Raw genomic sequence first — 26323 nt, forward strand, 5'->3', positions numbered from 1 at the left:
CTAGAGCGACTGCCAGGCAGGCTTATTTTCGTAGGAGTACCGGTAGTAGTCGGCAAGCTTGAGTTTCGATGCCGCCGCCTCATCGACGACGACTGTCACGCGCGGGTGCAACTGAATCGCCGAACCGGGCACAAACGATGTCAGTGGGCCTTCGACCGCTGCAGCAATAGCTTCGGCCTTGCCCTCACCGAAGGCGAGAAGCACAAGGTGACGAGCTTCGAGAATCGTACCAATGCCCTGCGTAATGCAGTGGCGCGGCACATCATCGATCGAATCAAAGAACCGTGCGTTATCTTCACGGGTCTGTTCGGTGAGCGTCTTCACGCGCGTCTGCGACGACAATGACGATCCCGGCTCATTAAAACCAATGTGCCCGTCGGTGCCGATCCCCAGAATCTGCAGATCGATACCACCGGCTTCGTCGATGGCCGCTTCGTAGTCATCCCCGGCTGTTGCCGCGGTTTCCGGGTCACCGTTGGGTACGCGCACCAGCTCGGGGTTCAGGCCAAGGGGCTCAACAACTTCGCGGGTGATCACTGAGCGATAGCTTTCTGGGTGGTCGGGGTCGATGCCGACATATTCGTCGAGCGCAAAGCCACGGACCTGCGACACATCAATGTCAGCAAAACGCTCACGCAACGCCTGATACACCGGTAGCGGTGTTGAGCCGGTAGCAAACCCCAAGACGGTGTCGGGGCGGCGCTGAACAAGCGCGGTGATAGCGTCGGCTACCAGCGCACCAGCCTGCTCTTTGTTTTCGACGATAACGATCTCAGCCATGGACCACTGCTCCCTGATCTTTTACGGGCACTCCGACAAGAGCCGCACCTAAAGCTGCCGCGGGCGACCCCGACGGCAACAGTTCGATTCTTTCATCCAGTTTGAGCGACTTCATGAAGGCCGAGCGTTCGGCCCCACGATGAAGCGCCTTTTTCACGTCATTTAAGAGCCTTGCACCCAGAGCAGTGATCCCACCGCCCAGAACAACCGTTTCTACATCGGCACTCAAAACAATGATTCGAATGGCCGCGGCGGCACCGGCTGCCAGCCCCTCCCTCAGCTGTGCTGCGAGGAGGTCGCCCTGCTCCGCGGCGTCGAAGATGTCGCGAATGGGCAGGGCTCCTGGGCGTCCCCACGCTTTCGCCACCGCTCCGCCACCGCACAGAGTCTCGACACATCCGTGCTGCCCACAGCCACACAGACGCCCCTGCGGATCAACAGAAATGTGTCCGACCTCTCCGGCAATTCCTCCCATGCCGCGCCACAGTTCTCCGTCGACAACAATCCCTGCTGCCACGCCCGTCCCGAGGTTCAGGAACGCCATCGAGCGGCTGTCTTTGCGCAGAGCCGCTGCACCAAGCGCCGCAGCCTTCACATCGTTTTCTACCACGCACGGCACGTCAATGTGGTGTTGCACCCAACCGGCCAAATCGAGAGATTCGATACCAAGATTCACGGCGTGCAGAACATGACCGGTTGTCAGATCAACAAGGCCGGGAATGCCTACACCAATCGAAACAATGTCAGTAAGTTCGCTGTCGCTTTGCTCACAGAGCTGCGCAGTCGCGGTACGGATCGTGTCAACGACTTCTTCCGCACCCCACCCGGTAGGGATCCTTACGCGCGCGGCAATAGAGCCGTCGTCACGTACGGCCACTGCATCTGTTTTGGTACCGCCGACATCCAGACCAACCCTCATTGACCGGCTTTCCTCCTCGGAGCCGGCTCTCATGAGCGCGGCCATCAGTGTGCGACCACACTGCAGTCGCTGCGGCCAGCACTGGCCAACCGAAAGTGAAGCGTCATCGCCTCAGGACACCCCCAGCTCGCCCGATAACACCATGACCGCGGCACCGCGCAAGACAATGTTGTCTTGCAGCGTGCGACGCAGCACAACGTCATCGAAAATTCCCTCGAGCAGACGGGCGCGCAGGGTTTCAACCGCGGAATCACGGAAAACTCCGTCGAGCAAATCACCAGGCCCAGAGAGCACAATTTCACCGAGGTCAAGACCGGCGACGATGGGTGCAATGGCAATTGCTAAACGAGCACCTGCGTCGCGCAAGACATCGTCTTTCTCTTGCTCTGTTGTCGCCTGGTCGATTCTGCTGCGGAGGTGCAGCTCACCGATCCACGACTCGAGGCAGCCAAACTTGCCACACGCGCACTGCGGCCCCTTATCGGTGCCCACAACGACGTGGCCAATTTCTCCGGCTGCAAAACGTTTTCCGAGCATGGGCTGCCCGGCCGAAATCAGGCCTGCACCGACGCCTCGCCCGATACGAATAAACATCAGATCAGACTGCGCACTACCAAAGGTGTACTCCGCGAGCACCGCTGTATTGGCGTCGTTGCGCACGAGAACCGGCAGCTGCAGTGTTGAACTGAGCATTGCTTCCAGCGGAAAGTTAGTCCACCCCAGGTTAGGAGAACTGAGTACGACACCGTCGGGACGCACAATTCCCGGCGCACCCACTCCAACGCCCAGTACGGTTGCGGTGGCTTTTTCGGCCAAACGCTGGGCGAGCTCGGCGAGCGCTTTATACGCTGCTTCGCCGTCAACAGCCAGCGGACGGGCAACCTCATCGCGCTCGAGCACGTCACCGTCGAGGCTCAAAACAGCGCCCTCAAATGAAGTGGGACCCGACAGATCAATACCAATGACCTGGTGACCTGTGCGGTCGATATCGACCAGGATCGGCGGCTTACCCGGACCGCTCGTCTCACGAATACCCTTTTCAATGACGATTCCCTCTGCCATGAACTCGGCAACAAGATCGGAGATCGTCACCCGTGTGAGACCGGTCTCCCGTGAAAGGTCTGCCCGGCTCATTGCGCCGTCGTGATAGAGGGTCTGCAGCACCAGGGAACGGTTGTGCCCGCGGGCGTGTTCTGGCAACACCTTGCCGCGGGTTCGCAGATGACGCGCAGGGCCAAAACTGTGGCGCTCCTGCGTGTTCACGCTGTGCGTCGTGTTGCGACGCTGCTCACCCGATACGGACATGTTTGTTAGTAGACCTTACGAACAAAATTTACGCAACTCCTAGGACTATGGTTCCGGCCAGGGTTACCAAAACGTTACTTTACCGTGACATTGCTTCGCCTGGATACCAAAATACCGCCACTGCCACGCTACCGCGGCTCCGCCAGTGCCGATACGAGATCAGCCACAATCGCCTGCCGCTCAGCAACCGACATCGGCTTACCAGGAACCCCCGGGCGCCGCTGTGCTGGCGTTGGACCGTCATCGGGACGGTAGTTCACGCCACGGTCCCGAAGGCGCGCCAGATGGCCCTGCAGCCGCGACACGAACTGCGAGTAGCATCCGGGTTCACCCCCTAGCCACAGCCGCTCCGCCGAAGCAGCCAAGCGTGGGAACAGAGCAAAGTCGACGCGGGTTCGAGTGGGTAAATGCTCGGTCCACACGTTCGCCTGCCCGCCACGCACTCCGTCGGGAAGCTGCAACTGGTAGGCGCGCTGTGTCGACAGGGGCGGGCCGACAGGCACCGGCTCTTCAGGCGACTCCGACTGTCGGTAATCGAAATACAAATCAAGGTCGGGGCAGGCAACAACCGGAATACCGCGCTGCAAGGCCTCGTTGAGCGCTACCGGCCCACGCCAGGCCAGCACCTCCATGCCGTCAGGAACGTCTCCCTCAAGAACTTCGTCCCACGCCAAAGGAATGCGGCCCCGCGACAGCGTGTGCTCCACAAACCGCTCGGTAAACCACGGTTGCACCTGCCGGACCGAGTCCAGGCCAAGTGCACGCATGCGCTCCTGCGCCCGCTCGCTGTGCTCCCACTCGTGCACCGGCACTTCGTCGCCGCCGATACCAATCCACGGCGAGGCAAAAGCGTCGCACAGCGCGTCGATAGCGGCAACGCCCATGGCGACGGCCTCGTCCGTGGGCGCCAGCGTGCGAGTATTGACACCAAAGCGCTCCCACGGCGCCGAGGGGGGTCCAGCCGCATCGGTATTTCCGAGCTCCGGGTACGCGGCCAACGCGGCCTGCACGTGCCCCGGGAGCTCGACCTCGGGTACAACAGTGATGTGTCGTTCGCGTGCGTAGGCTTCAAGCTCACGCAACTCCGTCTGCGTATAGAAGCCCTCATGAACCCCGGCTTCTACCGTCGCCTGATCTCCGTGTCCGCGCTGGGTGCTCTCGCGACGAGCGCCGACTTCGGTGAGGAGAGGATACCCCGGCACCTCGTAGCGCCACCCCTGGTCATCTGTGAGGTGCAAGTGCAGCACCGACATCTGGTGCAGCGCCAGCAAGTCGATGATTCGACGAAGGTCATCGATGGGGCGGAAATGCCGTGCAACGTCGATCATCACGCCACGCCACGCCACTGCCGGAGCCGACCACCATGTGCCATGAGGGAGAACGGCCGGGGCTGCGGCACGGCTACCATCCGGACAGCTCACGGAGGTCGGCACAAGCTGTGCCAGCGCCATCACACCACGAAAGACTCCTGTCTTCGTTGCTCCCCGTACAAGCACTCGTCCGTCAGCGATCTGAAGACAGAAGGCTTCATCGACAACACTCATACCCCAGTCGTAATCGGTCACCACACTCGGGTCGACTTCCAGCGCAACCTCTGTGGCAGCATCGGCCCAGTCGCCGGCAGCAGAGGCATAGCGCGCGGCATCCGGATCCAACTGCGCAATAATCCGGCGCAGCGCTACCGCCTCTTCTGTCAGTGCTTCGTCGGCACTAACCGCCACCTCTGGGTGGAGAACAACAGCTCTCTCATGAGGATCAATCGTGCTCTGCTGCAGCGGTACCGTCGCGCGGTGCGCGGGGAGCACGCGCCTCAGCACACCGCCGGGCGTTGCACCGGTAACAGTGCCGTCGACCACAACGGGAACACCGCCAATCACAACCTCGTCGATACCCGAGGGTGCACGGCGTGGGTCGTCAAAAGTGGCGTGGTCGATGATGGTGCCTGGATCAAAAAGCACGAGGTCAGCGACCGCACCCTCGGTGATGATGCCGCGAGGTGCATCGTGCTCCCACAGACCCAAACGCCGTGCCGGGGTGCCTGAGAGGTGCTGAATAGCCTGCTCGAGTGTGAGCACACCCTGCTCGCGCGCATAGTGCCCCAGATAGCGCGGAAACGTGCCGTAGCCGCGAGGGTGAGGCTTATCACCCACGAGAATTCCGTCTGAACCTGCGCAGTGCGCCGGATGCTGCATAATCGCGCGAACGTTGTCTTCATCGCCAACGTGCATAAGAATCCCCGTTGCGCCGGCGTCGGCGACCACAAGGTCAAGAACGATGTCTACTGCATCGCGCTGGCTGTCGGCTGCGATCTGCGCGATCGTTTTGCCTACGAGGGGCGCGTGTTCCGGCTGGCCAACACCCGAAACCTCGATCAGCGACCAGTCGGCCTTTTCGCCGTGAAAACCGTCACTGCCCACTTCGTTGAGTTCATGGCGCACCCTGCTGCGTCCTGATTCGTCCAGAGCCGCAACGGCCGCAACAACATCGCCGTCTTCTGCCAGCCAACTCGGCAGCAGCGCAGCGAGCGTTGTCGCGCCGGGAAGATACGGATAGGTGTCGAGAGTAACATCGACGCCATCAGCAATCGCGTCATCGATGAGCGCCAACAGCTGCTGGGCTTTACCGCGGTTCGCAGCAAAGTTCATGGTCGCATGCGTCAAGTGAATCGGGCAGCCTGTGCGTCGCCCAATATCGAGTGCTTCTTTGTACGCCTCCAGTGCGCGTGCACCATAACTGCGGGTATGCGGAGCCCAATATCCACCGCGTTCCGCTACGACGCGGCACAGCATCGCCAGTTCGTCTGTGCTCGCATGCATTCCCGGCGCATACGTGAGCCCGCTCGACATGCCCACGGCTCCCGCATCGAGAGCCTCCCCGAGCAGGTCGGCCATCTGACCCCGTTCTTCTGCTGTCGCCTCTCGCGAGTGATGCCCCACAACCATCATGCGCAGGTTGCCCTGCGGCACCAAGACAGCAACATTGCCCGCAGTGCTTCGGTCAATGTCGTCAATAAAGTCGGAAAATGAACGCCAGCGAGCAGTGTCGAGCCGCCCATTCCAGGCGGCGATCTGCGTTGCTACCGTATCGGCTGTTGCATCAGTAGCGGGGGCGTAGCCGAGCCCGTCCTGGCCAATAACCTCGGTCGTTACGCCCTGCAGCAGCTTTGCTGTGTGATCGGCACCACGCAGCACAGCCAGATCGCTATGAGCATGCATATCGATAAAGCCGGGAGAGAGCACCTTGCCTTCGGCGTCGATCTCGATCGTGCCCTCGGGAGGGGTATCGAGCATCGTGCGCTGGGGGTCGTCGGCCGCGGTGCCTTCGGTCACGATGGCGACGATGCGCCGACCTTCGACAGCAACATCCGCCACAAAACGGCCTTTGCCTGTGCCATCAATAACGGTTGCCCGACGGTAAATACGCACGCGTCCCTGGGCAGCTAGCCCGACGCTCAATTGCAGTACAGCGCCAGGCTCGCTGTCTCTTAGAAGCACGTTGCAAACGCTCCGATCACACGCGGGTCAGCGGCATCCGGGTCGTCAATAACGACACCCACGCGCCATTTATCAAATACGGTGCACGGGTGTGAAACCCCGAGTCGAATAACGTCTCCGATCGCCACAGTGGAATCTTCGGGCAGACGCAAGAACGCATGCTGATCGTTGAGTTTGATCACTTCGCCGTCAACACCCTGCGGTTCGGGAAGACCGTTATCGAAAGAGGCGTCGCGTCGCCCCGCATCGAGCAGCGCGAGGTCGGGCTCAGGTCGCGAAACAACCCGCGACCACACATGCATGGCGGAGCGTAATGGAGCCGTGTCGACGATTTTTCCGAACGGCGACACCCGACGGTACAGTCCATCATCGTGAATCTGGAACGCGCCCGACCGCACCACGACATCGGCCGTTTCTGAAGCCTGCGAAAGCACCGCGGCCACGCGATCTGGCCAAGCACTGCCCCCGGCCGACAGGATTGGCCGAACACTGCCGTCATACAGTTCACCCACGGCACTGTGCAGAGTCAAAAACGTGGAGAGGTAGGCATCGACAGAATCTTGTTCATGTGCCGTGCGCTCTGAACCAAATGGTCCTTCGTAGCCGCCAATACCCGCCAGTCGCAGGTGCGAAGCCCCGTGGATAGCCTTTGCGATCGCGACCCCGTCGTCGATGGAGCGGGCTCCCGTACGCCCCTTCATTCCGCCGATTTCCACGAGAACGTCCAGCACCGCAGACGAGCCATCCATACCTCGCTGCAAGATATTGACCGCTTCAACACTGTCGGCCCAGCAAATAACACGAAGCCCCGGTCGCGCGTCAAGCTGTGCCGCAAGCTGCTGCACCGACGCGTGGTCGACAACACCGTGCGCGATAAGTACGGTCGGCACACCAGAAGAAATCGCCAACTGAGCCTGCCACGGTGTCGCCAGAGTTATTCCCCATGCCCCGGCGTCGAGCAGGCGCTGCCACAGGGCGGGTGACATGGACGTCTTGCCATGGGGTGCCATAAGCACGCCCTGCTCACGCGCCCATGCGAAAACAGTCGTCTCGTTATGCGTGAGCGCCGCCTCATGCACGGTGAACACAGGAGTGGGAAACTCCGAGAGGCGCGCCTCGGCGGCCGCCACTTCAGACAGCGGCAAACCATGAAGGCGCGGCGCGATGCCTTTCGCCCATGGTCCAAGAACAGGATCAGGAATGATGAGCTGCACACCTCCACGCTATCCGCTGTAACGACACAACGGTATCCGGATGCCACAAACTGTGGATGACTCCCCGCTGTCTACCCTGTTCTCGCCTAGGCTGGGCGCTATGAGCTCGAAGATCCGCATCACCACTGACGCAGCCCCTGCACCCGCCCACGTTTTCTCCCAGGGTGTACGAAAAGGCCCCATCGTTCAGGTCTCCGGTCAGGGGCCCGTCGACCCCGCCAGCGGTGAATACTTGCACCCCGGCGATGTCGCCGCACAGACAACTCGCGTCTTGGAAAACGTCAAAGCCATTGTTGAAGCATCCGGTGCGTCCTTTGACGATGTCGTTATGCTGCGCGTCTACCTCACTAAAGCAGACGACTTCCCACTCATGAACGAGGCCTATGGCGCCTTCGTCACGGCCCACTCCCCCAGCGGAGTGCTCCCGTCACGGACAACAGTGTTCACGGGTTTGCCCAATCCCAAGATGCTGGTAGAAATCGACGCCCTCGCGGTTGTCGACCCGGCGTAGCGCAGCATCCGGAACCTTTTTACACACGAATAACGAAGCAGAACGTTTCCTTCCTGTTATCTGAACTGACCTAGAATTGTCAAGGTGTGTGTTTCTTTTCGTGACACCACAGTGGATGATTTTCGGGGGGGGCAGATTTGTGACCGACCTTGCTACGAAGGCCGGGCAAGATTCGTCGGCAGACGCGGGCGATGGCGATGCCATATCGCCAGCAACAGAGTCTGCAGAACAGACGGCGACACCAGCAGAAGCCGAGCAGGGCGAACAGGCTGAGGCTGAGCAGGCCGAGCAGGCTGAACAGGCCGAGCAGGCTGAACAGAGCGATTCTGCGGATCAGAGCGCGCCGGGCGAACCGGACGAGCCTACGGAAACAGTTGACTCGAGCAGCGACGAACCGGATGCAGCAGACGATGCTGTTCCGGATGCTGAGCCTCATGCTGAACCTGCCGAAGACAGCGCCGTTGACGACAACGCCGCTGCGGATGAATCCGTCACGGAAACAGCAGATGCTGACTCGTCGGATGATGCTGAAGACGCGACCGAGTTAGACGAATCGCCCGTCAGCACGACCGACGCCGGGGCTGAAACCGACGAACCTGAGGCCGACGAACCTGAGGCCGAAGAACGCGAGGCCGACGAACGCGAGGTCGAAGGACCTGACGCCGAAGACGTAGAGTCCAGCGAGCCTGAAGCCAACGCACCAGAGGCCAACGAGCCGGAGGCCGACGCAGCCGAAGCGGAAGAAACAGCCGCGACTGTCGCCGTGGCTCAGCCCGGTACCGACGAGTCGTCAGGCACCGATCCCGACACGGAGAGCGAAAGCGCCGATGACGCTGTTGCGGCGACCGCAGCGACAGCGATCGTCGACAGCTCGCCAACAACGGTCGCCGGCGTTCCCGCGGCCGATTCGAACGCCGGAGCCGGCACCCCGGCCGACACGGAAGCACTGCCCGCAGCGCAGGCCGACTCGGCACCAGCATCCGGTGACTCTTCTGCCACAGCAACACAGTGGGCTCCCGCGACCGAGAAACGCCGCAGCCGTAAAGCACTGTGGTGGACACTTGCTGCCGCAGGTGCACTTATTGCCGGAACGGCCGCCGCCTCACTCATACTTATCGCCCCCGGAACCACCGTGGCCGGGGTGTCGGTGGGTGGTATGACCGTGGGTATGGCCACCGAGAAAATTGACACGCAACTGGCGCGGCTCGAGGTCGACCTCGGACCGACGGCCGAAACAGCCGTCACTGGCGAACAGTTGGGGGCAGATGTCGGCGCTCGTGCCCTTGTTGAGCAAGCCTATGCCGACTATCCACTGTGGAAGGTCGGTTCGTGGTCATCAACACCTATTACCGGGCACGTCACCCTCGACACCGAGGTTGCCGAAGAGACCCTTCGACAGGCTGTTCCTCAGGCATATTCCGACCCCATCGGCGCGGTCGTCGAATTTGACGAAAGCAAGAAAGTTTATGCACTTACCCCCGCTATCAGCGGAACAGGCATCGACCTCGACGCACTAGAAAATACGCTCACCGAGGCACTCGCCAATGGCCAGACCACGGTCACATTTGATGACGAGCCCGTACCCGTCGAAGCTGCCATCACCGACGACAAAGCTCAGGAGACGGTAGACACTCTCAACGGTATGCTCACGACCATCGGTTTCTACATTGGTGACGAACGCACGGTTGCCGTCGCACCCGCCGACGCCGCCGAGTGGCTCGACGTCGTTGATGACAATGGGGAACTCCAGATCGAAGCAAACGAGTCCGCCATTCAGAAAGCTGTCGACGGCCTAGCGAAAGTTGTTGACCGCAAACCGCAGAACGCAGAAGTCATTACCAACTCTGCGGGAGAAACACTGCGCACAATCACAGAAGGAATCAGCGGCCGCTCGCTCGGCGATGTGACGGGTGTGGCAGCAGAATTTGCCGAAATGCTCGAAAGTGGCACAGCGCGCTACGAACTTCCCGTATCCGAAACAAAATTCACCACAACGACGCTGCAGCGCACGATCGACGTGAATCTCGCCACCCAGATGGTGACCGCCATAGAAAACGGCAAGGCTATCGACTCGTGGGCGGTGTCTTCCGGCGTCGATGAATTCGCCACCCAAACCGGCACCTACACGATCAACTGGAAACTTGATTCTCAAAACATGGGCGACAAAGACCTCAAAAAGCCGCCCTACTATTACCAGCCCGACGTGAAATGGGTTATGTACTTTAACGGCGACGAAGCATTCCACGGCGTGTACTGGCACTCAAACTGGGGAACCCCCATGAGTCACGGCTGCGTGGGTATGCCCGAGTGGCGTGCCGAGTGGCTCTACAACTGGTCACCCGAGGGCGTTGAGGTCACCATCCACTACTGATCTGCATTCACGCTGCAGCAGACACAGCATCAGACACAAAGGGCGGCTGGCAGATTCTTTTCTGCCAGCCGCCCTTTCGTTACTGAGAGCTAAGCGCTCAGACCGTCAATCACCGCGTTGAGTGTGGCAGAGGGCCGCATGACCGCCTCCACAGCCGCAGCATCCGGACGATAGTAGCCACCGATCTGTGCTTCTTTACCCTGCACAGCAATCAGTTCGTCAACAATCGTCTGTTCACCGGCAGCAAGTGCCTCAGCTACCGGTGCGAAGGCAGCAGCCAACTCGGTGTCGTTCTGCTGCGCAGCCAACTCCTGCGCCCAGTACAGCGCAAGGTAAAAGTGGCTACCGCGGTTGTCGATCGTGCCCAGCTTGCGCCCGGGTGAACGGTCTTCTTCTAAGAACGTTCCGGTGGCCGCATCGAGCGTTTCGGCCAACACCCGTGCCTTCGCGTTGCCCGTGCGGTCGCCGTAGTGCTCGAACGACGCGGCCAGAGCAAAGAACTCGCCCAGCGAATCCCAGCGCAAATAGTCTTCTTCTTGCAGCTGCTGCACGTGCTTCGGTGCAGAGCCACCCGCGCCGGTCTCAAACAGACCACCGCCGGCAAGAAGAGGAACAATCGAAAGCATCTTGGCGCTGGTTCCCACCTCGAGGATGGGGAACAGATCGGTCAGGTAGTCGCGCAAAACGTTTCCGGTAACAGAGATGGTGTCTTCGCCGCGCCGCATCCGGTCCAGGGAATACTGCGTGGCTTCTACCGGCGTCAAGATCTCGATCGTCAATCCGTCGGTGTCGTGATCGGTCAGGTAACGCTGTACGCGTTCGATCAGAACAGCATCGTGAGCACGCTCGGGGTTAAGCCAGAAAACAGCAGGGGCACCGGTTGCGCGCGCCCGAGTGACGGCTAGCTTCACCCAGTCACGAACAGGAACATCCTTTGTTTGCGTTGCCCGCCAGATGTCACCCGGTGCCACTGTGTGTGTCAGCACAGCCTCGCCCGCCGAAGTAACAACCTCCACAGTGCCGGATGCTGTGATCTCGAACGTCTTGTCGTGGCTGCCGTATTCCTCAGCAGCCTGCGCCATCAGGCCCACGTTGGGCACCGACCCGATAGTCGCCGGGTCGAGTGGCCCGTGAGCAATCGTGTCTTCGATGACTGTCTGGTAAACGCCCGCGTATGAAGAGTCGGGAATCACCGCGATGGTCTCGGCCTCGCCGCCGTCTGCACCCCACAGCTTTCCGCCGTTGCGGATCAGTGCGGGCATCGATGCGTCGACAATGACGTCGGAGGGCACGTGCAGGTTCGTGATACCACGATCAGAGTTGACGTACGACAGGCGCGGACCGTTCTCAATGGCGGTCTCAAATGCGGCAGCAATTTCTGTACCCTCGGCCACGCTCTCAAGGCCCGCTAGGATCGAGCCCAAGCCGTCATTCGCGGTCAAGCCGGCTGCCGCCAGTTGTTCACCGTAGCGAGCAAAGACGTCGGCGAAGAATGCGCGAACAACATGACCGAAGATGATCGGGTCGGACACCTTCATCATGGTTGCCTTGAGGTGCACCGAGTACAGCACGTCGTCGCGGCGTGCCGCTTCGATAGTGTCGGCCAGGAATGCGTCGAGCGCGGCTGCCGAGAGGAACGTCGCATCGACGATCTCGTCGGCCTGCACGGCAAGCCCCTCTTTCAGCACTGTGACGGTGCCATCTTCAGCCGTGTGGCGAATGCTCAGCACATCGGATGCCGGTGCGACCCACGACTTCTCATTCGATGCAAAGTCGTCGTGGCCCATCGTAGCTACACGAGTTTTTGAACCCTCAGCGAATGGCTTATTGCGGTGCGGGTGGTTACGCGCATAGTTTTTCACCGCCAGCGGGGCACGGCGGTCACTGTTTCCCTCACGCAGCACGGGGTTGACAGCCGAACCCTTGATGCGGTCGTACCGCGCACGAGCTTCACGTTCGTCGTCGGTCGACGGTTCGTCGGGATAGTTCGGAATATCGAAACCCTTGCCCTGAAGTTCTGCAATCGCCGCTTTCAACTGCGGAATCGAGGCAGAAATATTGGGAAGCTTGATGATATTTGCCTCGGGCCGTGTAGCCCACTGTCCCAGTTCACTGAGGGCATCGCCCACCTCCTGTTCGGGGGTGAGTCGCTCGGGAAAGACCGCGAGGATGCGACCTGCGAGCGAAATATCGCGGGTCTCAATGTCAATGCCGGCCTGGCCCGCGTATGCCCGAACAATGGGCAATAGAGATGCGGTGGCCAGGGCCGGAGCCTCGTCGGTGTATGTGTAGATGATGGCGTCGTCGGTCACCTGGGGATTCTCCTGTCCACGGGGGCGATTCGTCTCGATACCAAGATACCTGAGCTCGCTCAACCACGCTGCCGGGTAAATGCAGCAGCGGCCGGTAGCGAGAACAGCCTGAGGTACCGTTCGAATGCACCGCTATCGCCTTCGAGCTGAACTTCATGGGCTTCCATTGCCTCGGCAAGCTCACAGTACCGCAGACGCAACGCTCACACCCTGCTCACGGTTAAAGGCGGGGGAAGTTGCTCCCGATCTCTGCCTGCTAGCGTGTTCCGCTCCAGCCCAGAAATGGAGAACACATATGCGCACGCTCATAGTTACTGCCTTCGTCTCGGCCGACGGGGTTATGGAAGCACCAGGCGGCGAGTCCGGCTATCGCAATGCGGGATGGACCTTTCGAGACGTTCCTTTCGTGGAAGATGCCTACGAAATTAAAGAACGCGAACAAGATGAGGCTGGCGCGCTCCTTGTGGGCCGACGCAGCTACGAGGCCTTCGCGCCCACATGGCCCACCATTGAGGAGTTCGCGCGGTACAACACCCTTCCGCGCTACGTCGTCTCGACGAGCCTCGCATCCGACGACTCCCGCTGGCCCGCAACCGTTCTGCGCTCCCTCGACGAGGTCGCCGAACTCAAACAGACCGACGGCGGCCCCATCCTCGTGCATGGTTCTGCCGAGCTGGGCGCTCAACTTGCCGATGCGGGACTCGTTGACCGGTATCACCTTCTCGTGTTCCCCGTGATGCTCGGTGCCGGCAAGCGCCTGTTCAGCACGGCCGACAAAGACACCACACGGCTGAAGGTCGCGGAGCACGAAATGTACTCCAACGGTGTGCACAAGGTCGTCTACGACGTTGTGCACTGACGCACGGGAAAGCATCATCGCGTCATCCCCAGAATGACCATCACGCCCCGAAAAGTGTTGAGAAGCGTTAGCCTGGGGTTATGTCGGAACTGCGCGTGGTGGAACTATCGGCGGCAACCATCGTCGCCGTCAACAACCTGTCATTAAAACCCGGGCAGGAGCAATTTCTCGCGCCCGTGTCCTACGGCATCGCTTCAACGGTCGTGAGCCCACAAACCTCGTGGCAGCGCGTCGTTGTCGATGGCGATGACGTTGTCGGCTTTATTAGCGCCAGCTTTAATGCCGACACCTCAGAGGAATATTTCCGTAATGTTCTCTGGCGCATCAATGTGGATGCGGGGGCTCAGGGCCAGGGTGTTGGCCGTTTTGCGGTCGAAAGCCTATTGGCCGAAGCCCGCGAACGGGGTGTTGAGAGCGTCAACGTGATTTACGAGGCAGGCGAAAGCGGCCCCGAGCCGTTCTTCCGCCGCGTCGGTTTTACACCGGTCGGAGAAACCGAATATTCCGAGGTTATTGCCGAAATTCGGCCTTCATAACTTCTGCACACGCCGATGTGTGTTGACTGACCGGCGGCGGGGCCTCAGATCCCCTCCCCCACTGAGACCCCGTCGCCACTACTCATCGCCCTATTCGTCTCGCGTGTTCTTTCGCGACGACCATGCGGTAATTGCGCCTGCGGCAAAGCCGGTGACTTTATCGATCACATCGGCAGACTGTCTGGCTAAGCGCTGGGCAGTGTCATGCCATTCGTTACTGTCGCCCGAGGCTGGTGCCGATATAGCGCCTCGCGCTGAATGTTCGGCCACGCTAAACGCACGGGCGAGTTCGGCGACTGCTTCGCGATAGCGTGAGAAATCGCGCGGCTTCATGAGGTTCTCGTCACTGGGCGGCCGGAGCCGCTGGGCTTCTTCAACCCGCTGCAAAAATCGCGCGGTGGCGGGGTGGCGGGCGTCGCTCATCAGCGGAAACCCGATACTGAGAGCCGGGTCTGTTTCATACTCGACCCACCGCGCGATAACAGCATCGTGAGCAGACCGCACCCGCTCGACCGGCAGAGGTGTGGTTCCTTTCGGCGCCGCCCACGCGGCACGCTCTGCCTGTACCCGCGCACGAGCCGCGCGAACGTCGGCCACCGCGGTCTTGCGTTGCTGCTCTGCTTCGCGCACGGCTGTGCGCGCGGCGTGTATTTCACCCGGATGCGTCGATGAAGCGGCGATTCGTGCCTGGTCGGCACGCGCTGTTTTTATGTTCATCCGTGCGGCGACAGCACGGCTGCGGGCTAGCCGCAAATCAGAAACAGCTGCGGCATAGCCCACCCGACGCGCTCGCGACGAACGTGTTCCGTACATACCGATCACCCCTAGCCCTGCGGCCCCAGCGGTCGCTGGCGCCACCCACCAGAGGTCGGCCACTGCTGCCCAGAACGGGTCCATATGTTCATGCTAACGGTAGTGTTGCGCAGTTACACGAGTGTTTCCTGCCATGCAGCGTGGAGCTGCGCAAATTTTCCGGTGCCCTCGATAAGCGCCTGCGGAGTGTCGTCCTCGATGACGCGCCCGTGTTCCATCACGAGCACGCGGTCGGCGATTGCGACGGTCGACAGCCGGTGGGCGATGATGATCGCGGTGCGGTCTGCCAGCAGTGTTTGCAGGGCGTCTTGAATGAGTCGCTCCGACGGGATATCGAGCGAGGCTGTGGCTTCATCCAATATGAGCACGGCAGGGTCAGCAAGAAAAGCTCGTGCAAATGAGATGAGCTGTCGTTGCCCGGCCGACACTCGTCCGCCACGTTTATTGACGTCGGTGTTGTAGCCATCGGGTAGTGCCTCGATAAAGGCGTGGGCACCAACGGCGCGCGCGGCCTGCTGAATCTCGTCCAGGGTGGCATCCGGTTTACCCAGAGCAATGTTGTCAGCGACGGTGCCGCTAAACAGGTAGGCCTCTTGCGTGACCATCACGATGGCACGGCGCAGGTCTTTCGGATGCATGGAGCGAAGGTCGACGCCATCGAGGGTGATAACGCCGTGCGTCGGGTCATAGAACCGAGAAATAAGCTTGGCCAGGGTTGATTTTCCGGCCCCTGTCGTGCCCACAAGCGCGATGGTTTGCCCGGCCGGGATATCGAGGGAGAACTCCGGCAGGATCGTAATCTCGTTCGAGTACCCAAATGTGACGCGGTCAAAATTGATCGTGCCCTTGGCCTCCCACAGGTCGACCGGGCTGTCGGGGTCGGGCACGGTGGGTTCTTCTTCAAGTACGCCCGATACCTTCTCGAGCGCGGCTGTGGCCGACTGATACGAGTTGAGGAACATGGCCACCTCTTGCATGGGCGCAAAAAAGTTGCGCACATACAAAACGGCGGCCAAGAGAATACCGATCTGTGCCGCACCATCGGCAAGCCGCAGGCCACCCCACAGCACAACTGCACCGAGTGTGACGGCGGCAACAGCCATGAGGCCGGGTTCAAAAGCACCGAAGAGCATCAGTGAGCGGCGGTTAACGTCGCGATATTCTCCGGCCACGCCGCGAAACGCTTCGTCGTTGCGGGGTTCTTTACGGAACGCTTTGACCGCACGAATGCCCGTCATCGTTTCAACAAAGTGAACGATGACTCGCGCGCTGATAACTCGCGATTCACGGTATACGCGCTGTGAACGCTGGTAGAACCAGCGCATGAGTGCCGCCAGGGGTATTCCGGCCAGCACCAGCACGACTCCCGACTGCCAGTCGACGAGCATGAGTGCGATGAACGTAAACAGCCCGTACAGCACACCCGAAACGAGCTGGTTCAGGCCACCGTCGAGCAGTTCACGGATGGAGTCGAGGTCGCTTGTTTGCCGAGAAATGATGCGGCCCGAGGTGTATGACTCGTGAAATTCGAGGCTGAGTTTTTGGGTGTGTAAAAAGACCCGCTTGCGAAGGTCGATTAACACGGCCTGGGTGATGCGAGCGGTGAGCACCGCGTACCAGCCGATTGTTGCGGCACCCAGCACAGCGACGACAACAAATACGATGCTGACGGCGAACGTCGGCATCCAGTCGGACTGCTCCAGCACCGCCGGCAGCGCAGTGTTGAGTCCGTAGGCGATAAGTGCAGGGCCTGCTACCTGCATCGCTGTTGAGATCAGCAGCACGATTGCTGTGATGATGATCTGTCCGCGAAGTGGTGAGAGCAGCGACCCTAAAAGGCGCAGTGACCGACGCCGAATGGCACGGCTTTCTTCTTTTGTGTAGTTGGAGCGGTCTTCATCTTGCGTACCAATAATGGCGGCGCTCATGCCTGTGCCTCCTTTTCTGCTGTGTCGGTGGGGGTTTCGGATGCTGCGGTGGCAGCCATCGCCTCGGTGATGATCGGTATTGTGCCCGTGCGTGCGGCCTCTTCGGCTTCAAGACTCGAGATCACGTGGCGGTAGTGAGCGCTGGTGCGCAGGAGTTCGGCGTGAGTACCCACCGCCGTGATGCGACCGCTTTCTAAGAGCGCGACGCGGTCGGCCAGCGCCACGGTCGAGGGGCGGTGCGCGACGATCAGCGCGGTTGTTTCGGCCAACACATGGCGGAGGGCCTCTTCGACGAGCGCTTCCGTATCGACATCGAGGGCCGAGAGCGGGTCGTCGAGTACGAGCACACGCGGTTTCGCTGCCACTGCTCGGGCCAGCGCGAGTCGCTGGCGTTGGCCGCCCGAGAGACTGAGTCCTTCTTCGCCGATGATTGTTTCGACGCCTTCGGGCAGTGTGTCAACAAATGTGGCCTGGGCAACACCGAGCGCTTCCCGCAGTACTCTTTCGGCTTCTTCGCTGGTGAGGTCGAGATCGGGCCTGCCGAGCAGAACGTTTTCTCGCACGGAAGCCGAAAACAGTGTGGCATCTTCGAAAGCCATGGCGATGTGGCGCCGCAGCTCAGCGAGACGCAGCTGCCGTACGTCGACACCATCGAGTGTGACGGTGCCGGAGGTGACGTCGTACAGGCGCGTAGGAAGCGTGGTGAGCGTTGTTTTGCCGCATCCGGTGAGCCCCACCAGAGCCATGGTTTCGCCGGGCTGCAGTGTCAGATTAATGCCGTCGAGCAGGTCGCGTTCTGAAGCACCGGCGTCTTGGTAGCGAAAGTGCACATCGACAAAAGCTAGCTCGCCGCGGGGTTCGGCAATTGTTTCCGGATGCTGGGGGTCGGTGATCGTGTTGCGGGCGTCATAGATTTCAAATACGCGGTCTGTTGCCGTTCGCGCGTCGAGCATAAACGAGAACAAGAAGCCGATCGATTCGATGGGCCAGCGCAGTACGACGGCCATGGCGAAGTAGGCGAAGAGTTCGGGGGTTCGCAGGGCTCCCTGGCTGATGAGCCAGATTCCGGCGAGCAGGTTCACCGCAAACGCGATTTCGGGCATGAGTACGAGCCAGAACCAAATCCAACCCACGGCTCGTGCCTTGTGGAGTTCGGTTTCGCGCAGTGTCTCGGCCTGTTTACTGAAGCGCAGGAGGGCTTGTTTGCCGCGTCCGAAGGCTTTGAGCACGCGAATACCGTGCACGCTTTCTTCTACGCTCGTGGCCAGGTCGCCGGCTTGGTCTTGGCTGCGGCGGGTGAGCACACCGTACTGCTTTTCGAAGACGAAACCTTGAATCCACAGGGGGATGGCGGTAACGAGGAACACTGCTCCGAGCATCCAGTGCCAGCGGAACAGCAGCACGGCTCCGATGCTGATGGTGAGGAGGTTGACCACCAAGATGACGAGACCGAATGCTACCCAGCGCCGGATGAGGCTGATGTCTTGCATCATGCGGCTGAGCAACTGACCCGATTGCCAGCGGTCATGGAACGCGACGGGAAGTTCTTGCAACTGCGAGTACAGCTCGGTGCGCATTTCATATTCGACCTGTGTGGCGGGGTTGAGTACGAATTGGCGACGAGCCCACACCATGGCAGCTTCGCCCAGAGCAAGAATGAACACGGCTACGGCACCCCACACGATGGCGGTTGTGACACCGCTGGCGATGGGGCCTTCAATAACCGTTTCCAGCAGCAGCGGGATGCACAGAGCAATAACTGCTGCGCCCAGAGCGCTCACGCCACCGCCGAACAGTCGCCATGCGACCGGTTTGACGAAGGGTGCCAGGCGCAGGAGCGAGGCGAGGGTGGATCGTTCGGTGACGGGGGATGTCGAAGACATAGCTTTCTTATCGGTAGCAGATGGGAATCATGCAGAGACGGCAATGCTGGAGCGCATAAACATGAGCGCTCCAGCATACGCGTATTTTTTTCGGACTGTGAGTAGTCCGCACCTGTTTAGTGGAAGAAGTGTCGTTCTCCGGTAAAGAACATGGTCACACCGGCTTTGCGTGCCGCGTCGATTACTTCGCCGTCGCGCACCGACCCGCCCGGCTGCACAATGGCGGTGACGCCAGCGTCTAACAGCACCTGGGGGCCGTCGGCAAAGGGGAAGAAGGCATCGGATGCAGCAACAGATCCGGCAGCCCGTGCTCCTGCCCGTTCCACTGCCAGTCGGCAGGAGTCAACGCGGTTGACCTGTCCCATTCCGACGCCGACGGTAGCGTTGCCTTTCGCAAGAACGATCGCGTTTGATTTGACGGCGCGGCATGCTTTCCACGCAAAGATGAGGTTTTCCATTTCGGCGTCGTCGGGTCGTTCTCCCGAAACCAGTTCCCAGTTTTTTGCGACGGAAACGATGTCATCGGGGAAGCGGTCAGCATCTTGCAGGAGGAGTCCGCCCGAGACGAGGCGCACGTCCATGCGTTCTTGCTGCCAGTCGTCGGGAAGCTGCAGCAGGCGCAGGTTCTTTTTGGCCCGGAACACTTCGAGCGCTTCAGGTTCGAATGATGGCGCGACAATAACTTCGGTGAAGATGTCTTTGAGGTTCTCGGCCATTTTTAGTGTGACGGTGCCGTTCGCAGCGATGACGCCTCCGTAGGCAGAAACGGGATCGCACTCGTGGGCGCGAATGTGCGCACTGGCGATGGGGTCGAGTGCGTTGGGGGCGGTTGTGGCGATTCCACACGGGTTGGCGTGTTTGATGATTGCGACCGCGGGCAGCACCATGTCGTAGGCTGCGCGCAATGCTGCGTCGGCATCAACATAGTTGTTGTATGACATTTCTTTGCCCTGCAACTGTGTGGCCTGCGCGATGCCGTGCCCACCCACGCGCGTGTAGATTCCACCGCGCTGGTGCGAGTTTTCGCCGTAGCGCAGGGTAGCGAGCTTTTCTGCCTTGATCGTGAGGTGTTCAGGCAGGTCTTCGCCGTCGCCGAGTGTCGCTTCGGCAAACCATGCGGCAACGGCCGAGTCGTAGACAGCGGTGTGCGAGAAAGCACGCGCTGCCAGTTCACGGCGCTGGGTGAGTGTGGTGCCGCCGTCATTGACGGATTCGATCACCGAGGGGTACGACTCTGGCGAGACGACGATCGTGACGTTGGCATAGTTTTTTGCCGCGGCACGCACCATAGCGGGCCCACCGATGTCAATCTGTTCGACGACATCGTTGTCTGCGGCTCCGGATGCCACTGTTTCAACAAACGGGTACAGGTTAACAACGACCAGTTCGAATGGTTCGATCTCAAGCTCTTCGAGCTGCCGTTCGTGGTCGGCCAGTCGCAGGTCGGCCAGCAGGCCGCCGTGCACCTTGGGGTGCAGTGTCTTTACTCGTCCGTCGAGCATTTCGGCAACCCCGGTGACCGCGGCGACGTCGGTCACCTCGTGCCCTGCGTCGCGGATGGTTGCGGCGGTTGATCCGGTAGAAACGATTTCGACTCCGGCTTCTGCCAGTGCTGCCGCCAGCTCAAGCAGGCCTGTCTTATCGCTGACCGAAATCAGTGCTCGACGAATGGGAACAACATCGCGATCACGGTACAGGGACGGGTCAAGGCGAGGGCCTGCCATCGGTTTCTCCTTCTGTGCGAGACGATACGGATACGGACAAATCTATTTGTGCGGGTGTTTCAGACCAGCGCTTCACCGGCCGCTATGCGCTGTACGACATCGATGAGGAGTCGGCGTTCCACGGGCTTAATTCTTTCGTGCAGCGTCTGCTCGGTGTCGTCTGCAGCAACGGCTATGCGTTCCTGCGCCAGAATCGGCCCGCTATCGATTCCGCTATCTACGACGATAACGGTGGCGCCGGTCTGTGTCACACCGGCGGCAAGCGCATCGCGCACTCCGTGGGCTCCTGGGAACTCGGGCAAGTATGCGGGGTGCGTGTTGATAATGCGGGGCGACCATTCGTCGACAACAGCGGCGGGCAGCAGGCGCATGAGGCCGCTGAGAACAATCAGGTCGGGTGCGTAGGCGCGCAGCTGCTCGCTGAGTGCTGCGCCCCATTCTTCGCGGCTGGCGTGGTCACGGTAATTCACTGTGAAGGTAGGAACACCGAATTCTGCTGCATGGGCGAGGCCGGATGCATCACGATCAGCGCCGACCGCAACTATTTCTGCCGGGTATTCTGCAGCAGTGCAGGCCTGCAGCAGTGCTCGCAGATTCGAACCGGTACCAGAAATGAGAACGACGACCCTGAACACCCGTCTAGTCTAGTGCGGGCTCTGATCGCTCATGACCGGGGCAGTTTCGTCTTCGCGGAGCCATCCCGCGGTGTCTTCGGGGTGACGGGGTGAGAGTAACAGTATTGCTGCACCGATAAATATTTCTGCTCCGAGGGCGAGTGCTACAAACCCCGGCGAGGCTCCCACGACCTGGAGTCGGCCCGGACCCAGCGCGCCGGAGGAAACCCAGGCAATGAGAGCACCGATTCCCGCGGCAGTGAGCCCGATACCGATAGAGACTATGGCGCGGTGCAGGAGCGGGGCGTCATCGTGCTGCCACACCATGCGTGAGCGCACGATCCATCCGGCACAGGCACCGACACCAACGGGGAGCAGAATAACGATGAGAAGCCACGGTGAACCGCCGTCGGGCAGCAGCCCAAACAGCGGTATTCCCGGCACAATGGCGGGTTCGGTGGCAGCGGGTGAGACCGTAGCACCCACTCCGACAACAAAACCCGGGCCCGCCAACCAAGCCACGGCCCAGCCGATCACTGTCGGTACGGCCAGCACCTGCGCGAGCCCGATCATCGTGACTCCCAGGCCGTCTGCACGCAGCGCCTCAAAGAGAGCAACGATTTCTCCGGCATGCAAAATAGTGGCCAGTGCGACGGTAACCGCGGCCACACCGATGATCCCTACCGTGGCTGCTGCAGCACCGCGCACCACGTGTGTGGGCAGCGCACCCCACATGCCGCGGTCGTCCAACCAGTCACGCACACGGCTTACGAAACCGTGGTCGTCCACTCGCCATGCCAGAGTCACGGCTCCCGCGACACTGCCCGCCGCATAGACAGCGGTTGGTGCAACAATCGCCCACACCAATGGTGTGCGCACCACGTCGGTCTGTGACGTCAGCGCAATCGTCGTAGCCAGTGCCGCAAAAACGACAGTGCCGGTACCGACGCCGACCACCCAGGAGCCAGCTCGTACAGCGCGGCGACCCGATCGTGCCGCAAAAATCAGGGTGAACAGCATGATGCCCAGCGGCGGTAGCGAAACCGTGAACTGCGCAGCATCCGGGGCTATTCCTAAAGCCCGAACAGCATCTTCAGCAATATCAATGGCCAGCGGAGCACCATGTCCCAGCCGCCATATGGCCGCCACTGTTGGCCACAGGGCGTCCCAGTTACCGGTGACGCCGAAGGCCACCGCCCACAAAATAGTCAGCGGCGCGGCGAGCGCAGCCACCACGATGGCCGCTGCCACGACAGCATCGACTGCAGCCAATATGGCGACCAAAAAACGTTGCATGACCCCCTGAGACTACGACGACTTGGCATGTCTTGTCGCTCGACGCGCGAAACAGGCCGCAGGCACGGTAGTTTTTTCGAGGAGGTTCTGCCCATGTCATCTGTTTCCTCGTCGGCCACCGAAGCGCCCGAGACCCCACCCGAGCCTAAAAACGCGATTGATCGCTACTTCGAAATCACCCAGCGCGGGTCGACATTCGGTGCCGAGATTCGCGGAGGCATCGTCACGTTCGTAACGATGGCGTACATCGTCATTCTGAACCCGATCATTTTGTCGACCACGGCCGATATCTCAGGCACAATGCTGGATTCAGAACAGCTGAGTGCAGTGACTGGGCTCACCGCCGCGGTCATGACCGCACTGTTCGGCATCGTCGCACGGCTACCGTTTGGGTTCGCCGCGGGCCTGGGAATCAACGCATTTCTCGCGTTCTCTGTTGTCGGCGAAGTCACGTGGCCCGAGGCCATGGGTCTTGTGGTCATCAACGGACTCATTATCGTGCTGTTGAGTGCCACGGGCCTTCGCCGCATGATTTTCGATGCTGTTCCCATGCAGCTAAAAATTGCCATCACAGTCGGAATCGGCCTTTTCATTGCGTTTATCGGGTTCGTTAACGCCGGGTTCGTCACCGCAACTCACTCCGATTCGCCCCCGGTCGGGCTGGGCGTTGGCGGCTCTGTCGCCACCGTGCCCACGCTGATCTTCACGATTACGCTGCTGGTAACAGCCGTTTTGGTGGCCCGCCGGGTGAAGGGCGGCATTCTTATCGGGCTCGTCTCGGGTACTGTGCTGGCTGCCGTCGTTGAGGCTGTGGCCGATATTGGGCTCAAGTCCGAAGACAATCCGGGAGGCTGGGGCCTTACCCTGCCTGCGCTTCCCGAACAGCTCGTTGCTCTGCCCGATCTTTCGCTCGTGGGCCAGTTCGACGTCTTTGGCGCGTTCGGCCGTATCGGCGCACTGGCCGCGCTCATGCTGGTTTTCACGCTCGTTTTCACAAACTTCTTCGACGCCATGGGCACCATGACGGGCCTGGCAAAAGAAGCAAACCTGGCCGACGATCGCGGCAACTTTCCGCGCCTCAAATCGGCGCTGATTGTTGAGGGCGTGGGCGCTGTCGTTGGCGGTGGCACCTCAAGTTCATCAAACACCGTGTTCATCGAGTCGGGCGCGGGTATCGGTGAGGGCGCGCGCACAGGTTTTGCCAACCTCGTCACGGCTGCCCTGTTCTTGATCGCCATTTTCTTTAGCCCCCTGGTAAAAATTGTGCCGACCGAGGTGGCTGCAGCAGCGCTGGTCATTGTTGGCGCGCTCATGATGAGCCAGATTCGCTATATCGACCTGACCGATTTCTCGGCGCTGTTCCCGGTATTTTTGACGGTCGCAGTTATGCCAATGACGTATTCGATCGCCAACGGTATCGGTGCCGGATTCATTGGCTGGGTTGTCGCGCGAGCACTCTCCGGACATGCTCGTGAGATCCGCCCGCTGCTATGGATTGTCACGATCGGCTTCGTGATGTTCTTCGCTCGCGGCCCGATTGAACTGATGCTGGCCCAGTAGAGTCACGAGTAACAAAAAGCGGGGGTTCCGGATGCTGCATCCGGAACCCCCGCTTTTTACTCAGTGAAGCGAGTATTACAGGTTTTCTACGATCTCACGCATAAGAGCTGCGGCCTCGCTCGGGGTCTTTCCGACCTTAACGCCTGCTGCCTCGAGGGCTTCTTTCTTCGCCTGCGCGGTACCGGCAGAGCCCGAGACGATAGCGCCAGCGTGACCCATCGTCTTACCCTCGGGGGCCGTGAACCCTGCAACGTAACCGACGACAGGCTTGGTGACATTCGCCTTAATGAACTCAGCCGCCCGTTCTTCGGCGTCGCCACCGATTTCGCCGATCATGACGATCGCCTTCGTCTCGGGGTCGGCTTCGAAAGCGGCGAGCGCATCAATGTGCGTGGTGCCGATAACGGGGTCGCCACCAATACCGATCGCGGTCGAGAAGCCGAGGTCACGCAGCTCGAACATCATCTGGTACGTGAGCGTGCCCGACTTCGAGACGAGTCCGATCGGCCCCTTGCCGGTGATGTTGGCCGGCGTGATTCCGACGAGTGACTCTTCGGGCGTAATGATGCCCGGGCAGTTCGGCCCAATAATGCGGGTCTTGTTGCCCTTTTCCGTCGCATAAGCCCAGGCTTCGGCCGTGTCACCGACGGGAACACCCTCGGTAATCACAACGAGAAGCGGGATCTCGGTGTCAATGGCTTCGATCATGGCGCTCTTGGTGAACGCAGCAGGCACGAACGCAATCGATACGTCGGCGCCGGTCTTTTCGATCGCCTCGGCAACCGTGCCAAAAACCGGCAGCTCTACCGCGTTGCCGTCTTTGTCGGTGTGGGCAACAGTGGTACCCGCTTTACGGGCGTTGACACCGCCGACCACATTGGTACCTGCCTTGAGCATGAGAGCGGTGTGCTTGGTGCCTTCGCCGCCTGTGATGCCCTGGACGATGACCTTGGAGTCTTTGTTGATAAAAATCGACATCTGTCTAGTCCTTTAGAAATCAGTGGAGTCGCTGATAAGCCGGCGCTTAGGCGTTGGCCAGTTCGGCTGCCTTGTTGGCACCCTCGTCCATGGTGGCAGCAAGCGTCACCAGCGGGTGGGCGTAGTCGGCCAGAATTGCACGACCCTCGTCGACACGGTTGCCGTCGAGGCGAACAACGAGCGGCTTGGTGGCTGCAGCACCGAGCTTTTCGAGAGCACCCTTAATACCGTTGGCGACTGCATCACAGGCGGTGATGCCACCGAAGACGTTAACAAACACCGACTTCACCTGCTCGTCGCCCAGAATCACGTCGAGGCCGGCGGCCATAACGTCGGCCGAGGCTCCGCCGCCAATGTCGAGGAAGTTCGCGGGCTTCACATCGCCGTGGTTTTCACCGGCATATGCAACGACATCAAGAGTCGACATGACAAGGCCCGCACCGTTACCGATAACGCCTACCTGGCCGTCGAGCTTGACGTAGTTCAAGCCTGATTCCTTGGCTTTGGCTTCGAGCGGGTTCTCCGAGTCTTTATCGGCCAGCGCTTCGTGGTGCGGGTGACGAACCTCAGACGCGTTTTCATCGAGGCTGACCTTGCCATCAAGGGCAATAATGTCGCCCTCTTCGGTGAGAACGAGAGGGTTGACCTCCACCAGCGTGGCGTCTTCTTTTGTGTAAACGTCGTAGAGCTTGACGAAGAGGTCGGCCACTTTTTCTTCCAGCTCTGCCGGGAACTTGGCGGCACGTGCAATCTCAAGCGCCTTCGCCTTGTCAATACCGGTGAGCGGGTTGACCTCGATACGGGCCAGCGCCTCGGGCTTTTCTACCGCCAGCTGCTCGATCTCCATCCCGCCCTCGACCGAGCACAGGCTCAGGTACGAGCGGTTAGCGCGGTCAAGCAATACCGAGAAGTAGAACTCTTCGGCGATGCGTGCGCCCGCGGCGACCATCACTCGCTTAACGATGTGGCCCTTAATATCGAGTCCAAGAATCGCCTGTGCTGCTTCATAAGCCTCGTCGGGGGTCTTTGCGACCTTGACGCCACCAGCTTTTCCGCGACCGCCGGTCTTGACCTGAGCCTTGACTACGACGACGCCACCGATTTTCTCCGCGGCTGCCTTCACCTCCCCCGGGGTGTCAGCCACGATGCCGGCGAGCACCGGCACTCCATAGGATTCGAAAAGGTCTCGTGCCTGGTACTCGTAGAGATCCACAGTGCGGTCCTTC

The 26323-nt window shown here is 60.6% G+C and carries 19 protein-coding genes; 5 read left to right on the forward strand and 14 right to left on the reverse strand.

What is annotated here, in order from left to right:
• The 5 genes from nagB to ACQUSW_RS10450 all read right to left on the reverse strand — a co-directional run bounded on the left by nagB (window position 1) and on the right by ACQUSW_RS10450 (window position 7712).
• The gene (gene nagB / locus ACQUSW_RS10430) at window positions 1-780 is read right to left on the reverse strand and encodes a glucosamine-6-phosphate deaminase (RefSeq protein ID WP_428932229.1); all 780 of its coding nucleotides are present in this window, start codon (window positions 778-780) and stop codon (window positions 1-3) included.
• Window positions 773-1699, reverse strand: a complete 927-nt coding sequence (locus ACQUSW_RS10435; RefSeq protein WP_428932230.1) for an ROK family protein — start codon at window positions 1697-1699, stop codon at window positions 773-775. The genes nagB and ACQUSW_RS10435 overlap by 8 nt, the downstream gene beginning before the upstream one ends.
• A 111-nt stretch (window positions 1700-1810) precedes the next feature.
• Window positions 1811-3004 carry an ROK family transcriptional regulator gene (locus ACQUSW_RS10440; RefSeq protein WP_428932231.1) on the reverse strand — a complete coding sequence of 398 codons (1194 nt, stop codon included), beginning with the start codon at window positions 3002-3004 and terminating at the stop codon, window positions 1811-1813.
• A gap of 128 nt (window positions 3005-3132) precedes the next feature.
• Entirely contained in the window at window positions 3133-6498 is a 3366-nt protein-coding gene (locus ACQUSW_RS10445) for a family 20 glycosylhydrolase (RefSeq protein WP_428932232.1), read from the reverse strand.
• On the reverse strand, window positions 6489-7712 hold the full coding sequence (locus ACQUSW_RS10450; protein ID WP_428932233.1) for a type III PLP-dependent enzyme domain-containing protein: 1224 nt from the start codon (window positions 7710-7712) through the stop codon (window positions 6489-6491). Before ACQUSW_RS10450 ends, ACQUSW_RS10445 begins: the two co-directional genes overlap by 10 nt.
• 100 nt (window positions 7713-7812) lie before the next feature.
• Between ACQUSW_RS10450 and ACQUSW_RS10455 the strand changes: the two genes are divergently transcribed.
• Entirely contained in the window at window positions 7813-8223 is a 411-nt protein-coding gene (locus tag ACQUSW_RS10455) for a RidA family protein (RefSeq protein WP_428932234.1), read from the forward strand.
• A 139-nt stretch (window positions 8224-8362) separates the two neighbouring features.
• Window positions 8363-10594, forward strand: coding sequence for a L,D-transpeptidase family protein (locus ACQUSW_RS10460; protein WP_428932235.1), 2232 nt, complete (start codon window positions 8363-8365; stop codon window positions 10592-10594).
• A gap of 89 nt (window positions 10595-10683) precedes the next feature.
• On the opposite strand, the gene ACQUSW_RS10465 is transcribed toward ACQUSW_RS10460, so the two are convergent.
• Window positions 10684-12906 carry an NADP-dependent isocitrate dehydrogenase gene (locus tag ACQUSW_RS10465; protein WP_428932236.1) on the reverse strand — a complete coding sequence of 741 codons (2223 nt, stop codon included), beginning with the start codon at window positions 12904-12906 and terminating at the stop codon, window positions 10684-10686.
• A 295-nt stretch (window positions 12907-13201) separates the two neighbouring features.
• Between ACQUSW_RS10465 and ACQUSW_RS10470 the strand changes: the two genes are divergently transcribed.
• Both ACQUSW_RS10470 and ACQUSW_RS10475 read left to right on the forward strand, forming a co-directional pair.
• Window positions 13202-13765: a dihydrofolate reductase family protein gene (locus ACQUSW_RS10470; RefSeq protein WP_428932237.1), complete on the forward strand. Its 564-nt coding sequence runs from the start codon at window positions 13202-13204 to the stop codon at window positions 13763-13765.
• 80 nt (window positions 13766-13845) lie between these two features.
• Window positions 13846-14301, forward strand: coding sequence for a GNAT family N-acetyltransferase (locus tag ACQUSW_RS10475; RefSeq protein WP_428932238.1), 456 nt, complete (start codon window positions 13846-13848; stop codon window positions 14299-14301).
• Window positions 14302-14391: 90 nt separating this feature from the next.
• Here the strand turns inward: ACQUSW_RS10475 and ACQUSW_RS10480 are convergent, their stop codons facing one another.
• From ACQUSW_RS10480 to ACQUSW_RS10505, 6 genes are all read right to left on the reverse strand, one after another.
• Window positions 14392-15198 carry a hypothetical protein gene (locus tag ACQUSW_RS10480; protein WP_428932239.1) on the reverse strand — a complete coding sequence of 269 codons (807 nt, stop codon included), beginning with the start codon at window positions 15196-15198 and terminating at the stop codon, window positions 14392-14394.
• 29 nt (window positions 15199-15227) lie between these two features.
• Window positions 15228-17042: an ABC transporter ATP-binding protein gene (locus tag ACQUSW_RS10485; RefSeq protein ID WP_428932240.1), complete on the reverse strand. Its 1815-nt coding sequence runs from the start codon at window positions 17040-17042 to the stop codon at window positions 15228-15230.
• The gene (locus ACQUSW_RS10490; protein WP_428932241.1) at window positions 17039-18925 is read right to left on the reverse strand and encodes an ABC transporter ATP-binding protein; all 1887 of its coding nucleotides are present in this window, start codon (window positions 18923-18925) and stop codon (window positions 17039-17041) included. The genes ACQUSW_RS10485 and ACQUSW_RS10490 overlap by 4 nt, the downstream gene beginning before the upstream one ends.
• Before the next feature lie 116 nt (window positions 18926-19041).
• The gene (gene purH / locus ACQUSW_RS10495) at window positions 19042-20649 is read right to left on the reverse strand and encodes a bifunctional phosphoribosylaminoimidazolecarboxamide formyltransferase/IMP cyclohydrolase (RefSeq protein WP_428932242.1); all 1608 of its coding nucleotides are present in this window, start codon (window positions 20647-20649) and stop codon (window positions 19042-19044) included.
• A 59-nt stretch (window positions 20650-20708) separates the two neighbouring features.
• On the reverse strand, window positions 20709-21284 hold the full coding sequence (gene purN / locus ACQUSW_RS10500) for a phosphoribosylglycinamide formyltransferase (RefSeq protein ID WP_428932243.1): 576 nt from the start codon (window positions 21282-21284) through the stop codon (window positions 20709-20711).
• A gap of 9 nt (window positions 21285-21293) precedes the next feature.
• Complete coding sequence (locus ACQUSW_RS10505) at window positions 21294-22559, reverse strand: cell division protein PerM (RefSeq protein ID WP_428932244.1); 1266 nt, start codon at window positions 22557-22559, stop codon at window positions 21294-21296.
• Between the two features lie 93 nt (window positions 22560-22652).
• On the opposite strand from ACQUSW_RS10505, the gene ACQUSW_RS10510 reads away from it, so the two are divergent.
• A complete protein-coding gene (locus ACQUSW_RS10510) occupies window positions 22653-24119 on the forward strand; it encodes an NCS2 family permease (protein WP_428932245.1) in 1467 nt (488 codons plus the stop codon).
• 75 nt (window positions 24120-24194) lie between these two features.
• Here ACQUSW_RS10510 and sucD read toward each other — a convergent pair whose 3' ends face one another.
• Window positions 24195-25097 carry a succinate--CoA ligase subunit alpha gene (gene sucD / locus ACQUSW_RS10515; protein WP_428932246.1) on the reverse strand — a complete coding sequence of 301 codons (903 nt, stop codon included), beginning with the start codon at window positions 25095-25097 and terminating at the stop codon, window positions 24195-24197.
• A 46-nt stretch (window positions 25098-25143) separates the two neighbouring features.
• On the reverse strand, window positions 25144-26310 hold the full coding sequence (sucC, locus tag ACQUSW_RS10520; protein WP_428932247.1) for an ADP-forming succinate--CoA ligase subunit beta: 1167 nt from the start codon (window positions 26308-26310) through the stop codon (window positions 25144-25146).
• Window positions 26311-26323 lie beyond the last annotated feature (13 nt).

The organism is Microbacterium luticellae (assembly GCF_050408645.1).
In the GTDB taxonomy this organism is placed as follows: domain Bacteria; phylum Actinomycetota; class Actinomycetes; order Actinomycetales; family Microbacteriaceae; genus Microbacterium.

Excerpts from the sequence above, each read along its gene's own strand:
- nagB (WP_428932229.1), bottom strand. The coding sequence starts at position 780 with ATGGCTGAGATCGTTATCGTCGAAAACAAAGAGCAGGCTGGTGCGCTG.
- ACQUSW_RS10435 (WP_428932230.1), bottom strand. The coding sequence starts at position 1,699 with ATGAGGGTTGGTCTGGATGTCGGCGGTACCAAAACAGATGCAGTGGCC.
- ACQUSW_RS10440 (WP_428932231.1), bottom strand. The coding sequence starts at position 3,004 with ATGTCCGTATCGGGTGAGCAGCGTCGCAACACGACGCACAGCGTGAAC.
- ACQUSW_RS10455 (WP_428932234.1), top strand. The coding sequence starts at position 7,813 with ATGAGCTCGAAGATCCGCATCACCACTGACGCAGCCCCTGCACCCGCC.
- ACQUSW_RS10470 (WP_428932237.1), top strand. The coding sequence starts at position 13,202 with ATGCGCACGCTCATAGTTACTGCCTTCGTCTCGGCCGACGGGGTTATG.
- ACQUSW_RS10475 (WP_428932238.1), top strand. The coding sequence starts at position 13,846 with ATGTCGGAACTGCGCGTGGTGGAACTATCGGCGGCAACCATCGTCGCC.
- ACQUSW_RS10480 (WP_428932239.1), bottom strand. The coding sequence starts at position 15,198 with ATGGACCCGTTCTGGGCAGCAGTGGCCGACCTCTGGTGGGTGGCGCCA.
- ACQUSW_RS10485 (WP_428932240.1), bottom strand. The coding sequence starts at position 17,042 with ATGAGCGCCGCCATTATTGGTACGCAAGATGAAGACCGCTCCAACTAC.
- ACQUSW_RS10490 (WP_428932241.1), bottom strand. The coding sequence starts at position 18,925 with ATGTCTTCGACATCCCCCGTCACCGAACGATCCACCCTCGCCTCGCTC.
- purH (WP_428932242.1), bottom strand. The coding sequence starts at position 20,649 with ATGGCAGGCCCTCGCCTTGACCCGTCCCTGTACCGTGATCGCGATGTT.
- ACQUSW_RS10505 (WP_428932244.1), bottom strand. The coding sequence starts at position 22,559 with ATGCAACGTTTTTTGGTCGCCATATTGGCTGCAGTCGATGCTGTCGTG.
- ACQUSW_RS10510 (WP_428932245.1), top strand. The coding sequence starts at position 22,653 with ATGTCATCTGTTTCCTCGTCGGCCACCGAAGCGCCCGAGACCCCACCC.
- sucD (WP_428932246.1), bottom strand. The coding sequence starts at position 25,097 with ATGTCGATTTTTATCAACAAAGACTCCAAGGTCATCGTCCAGGGCATC.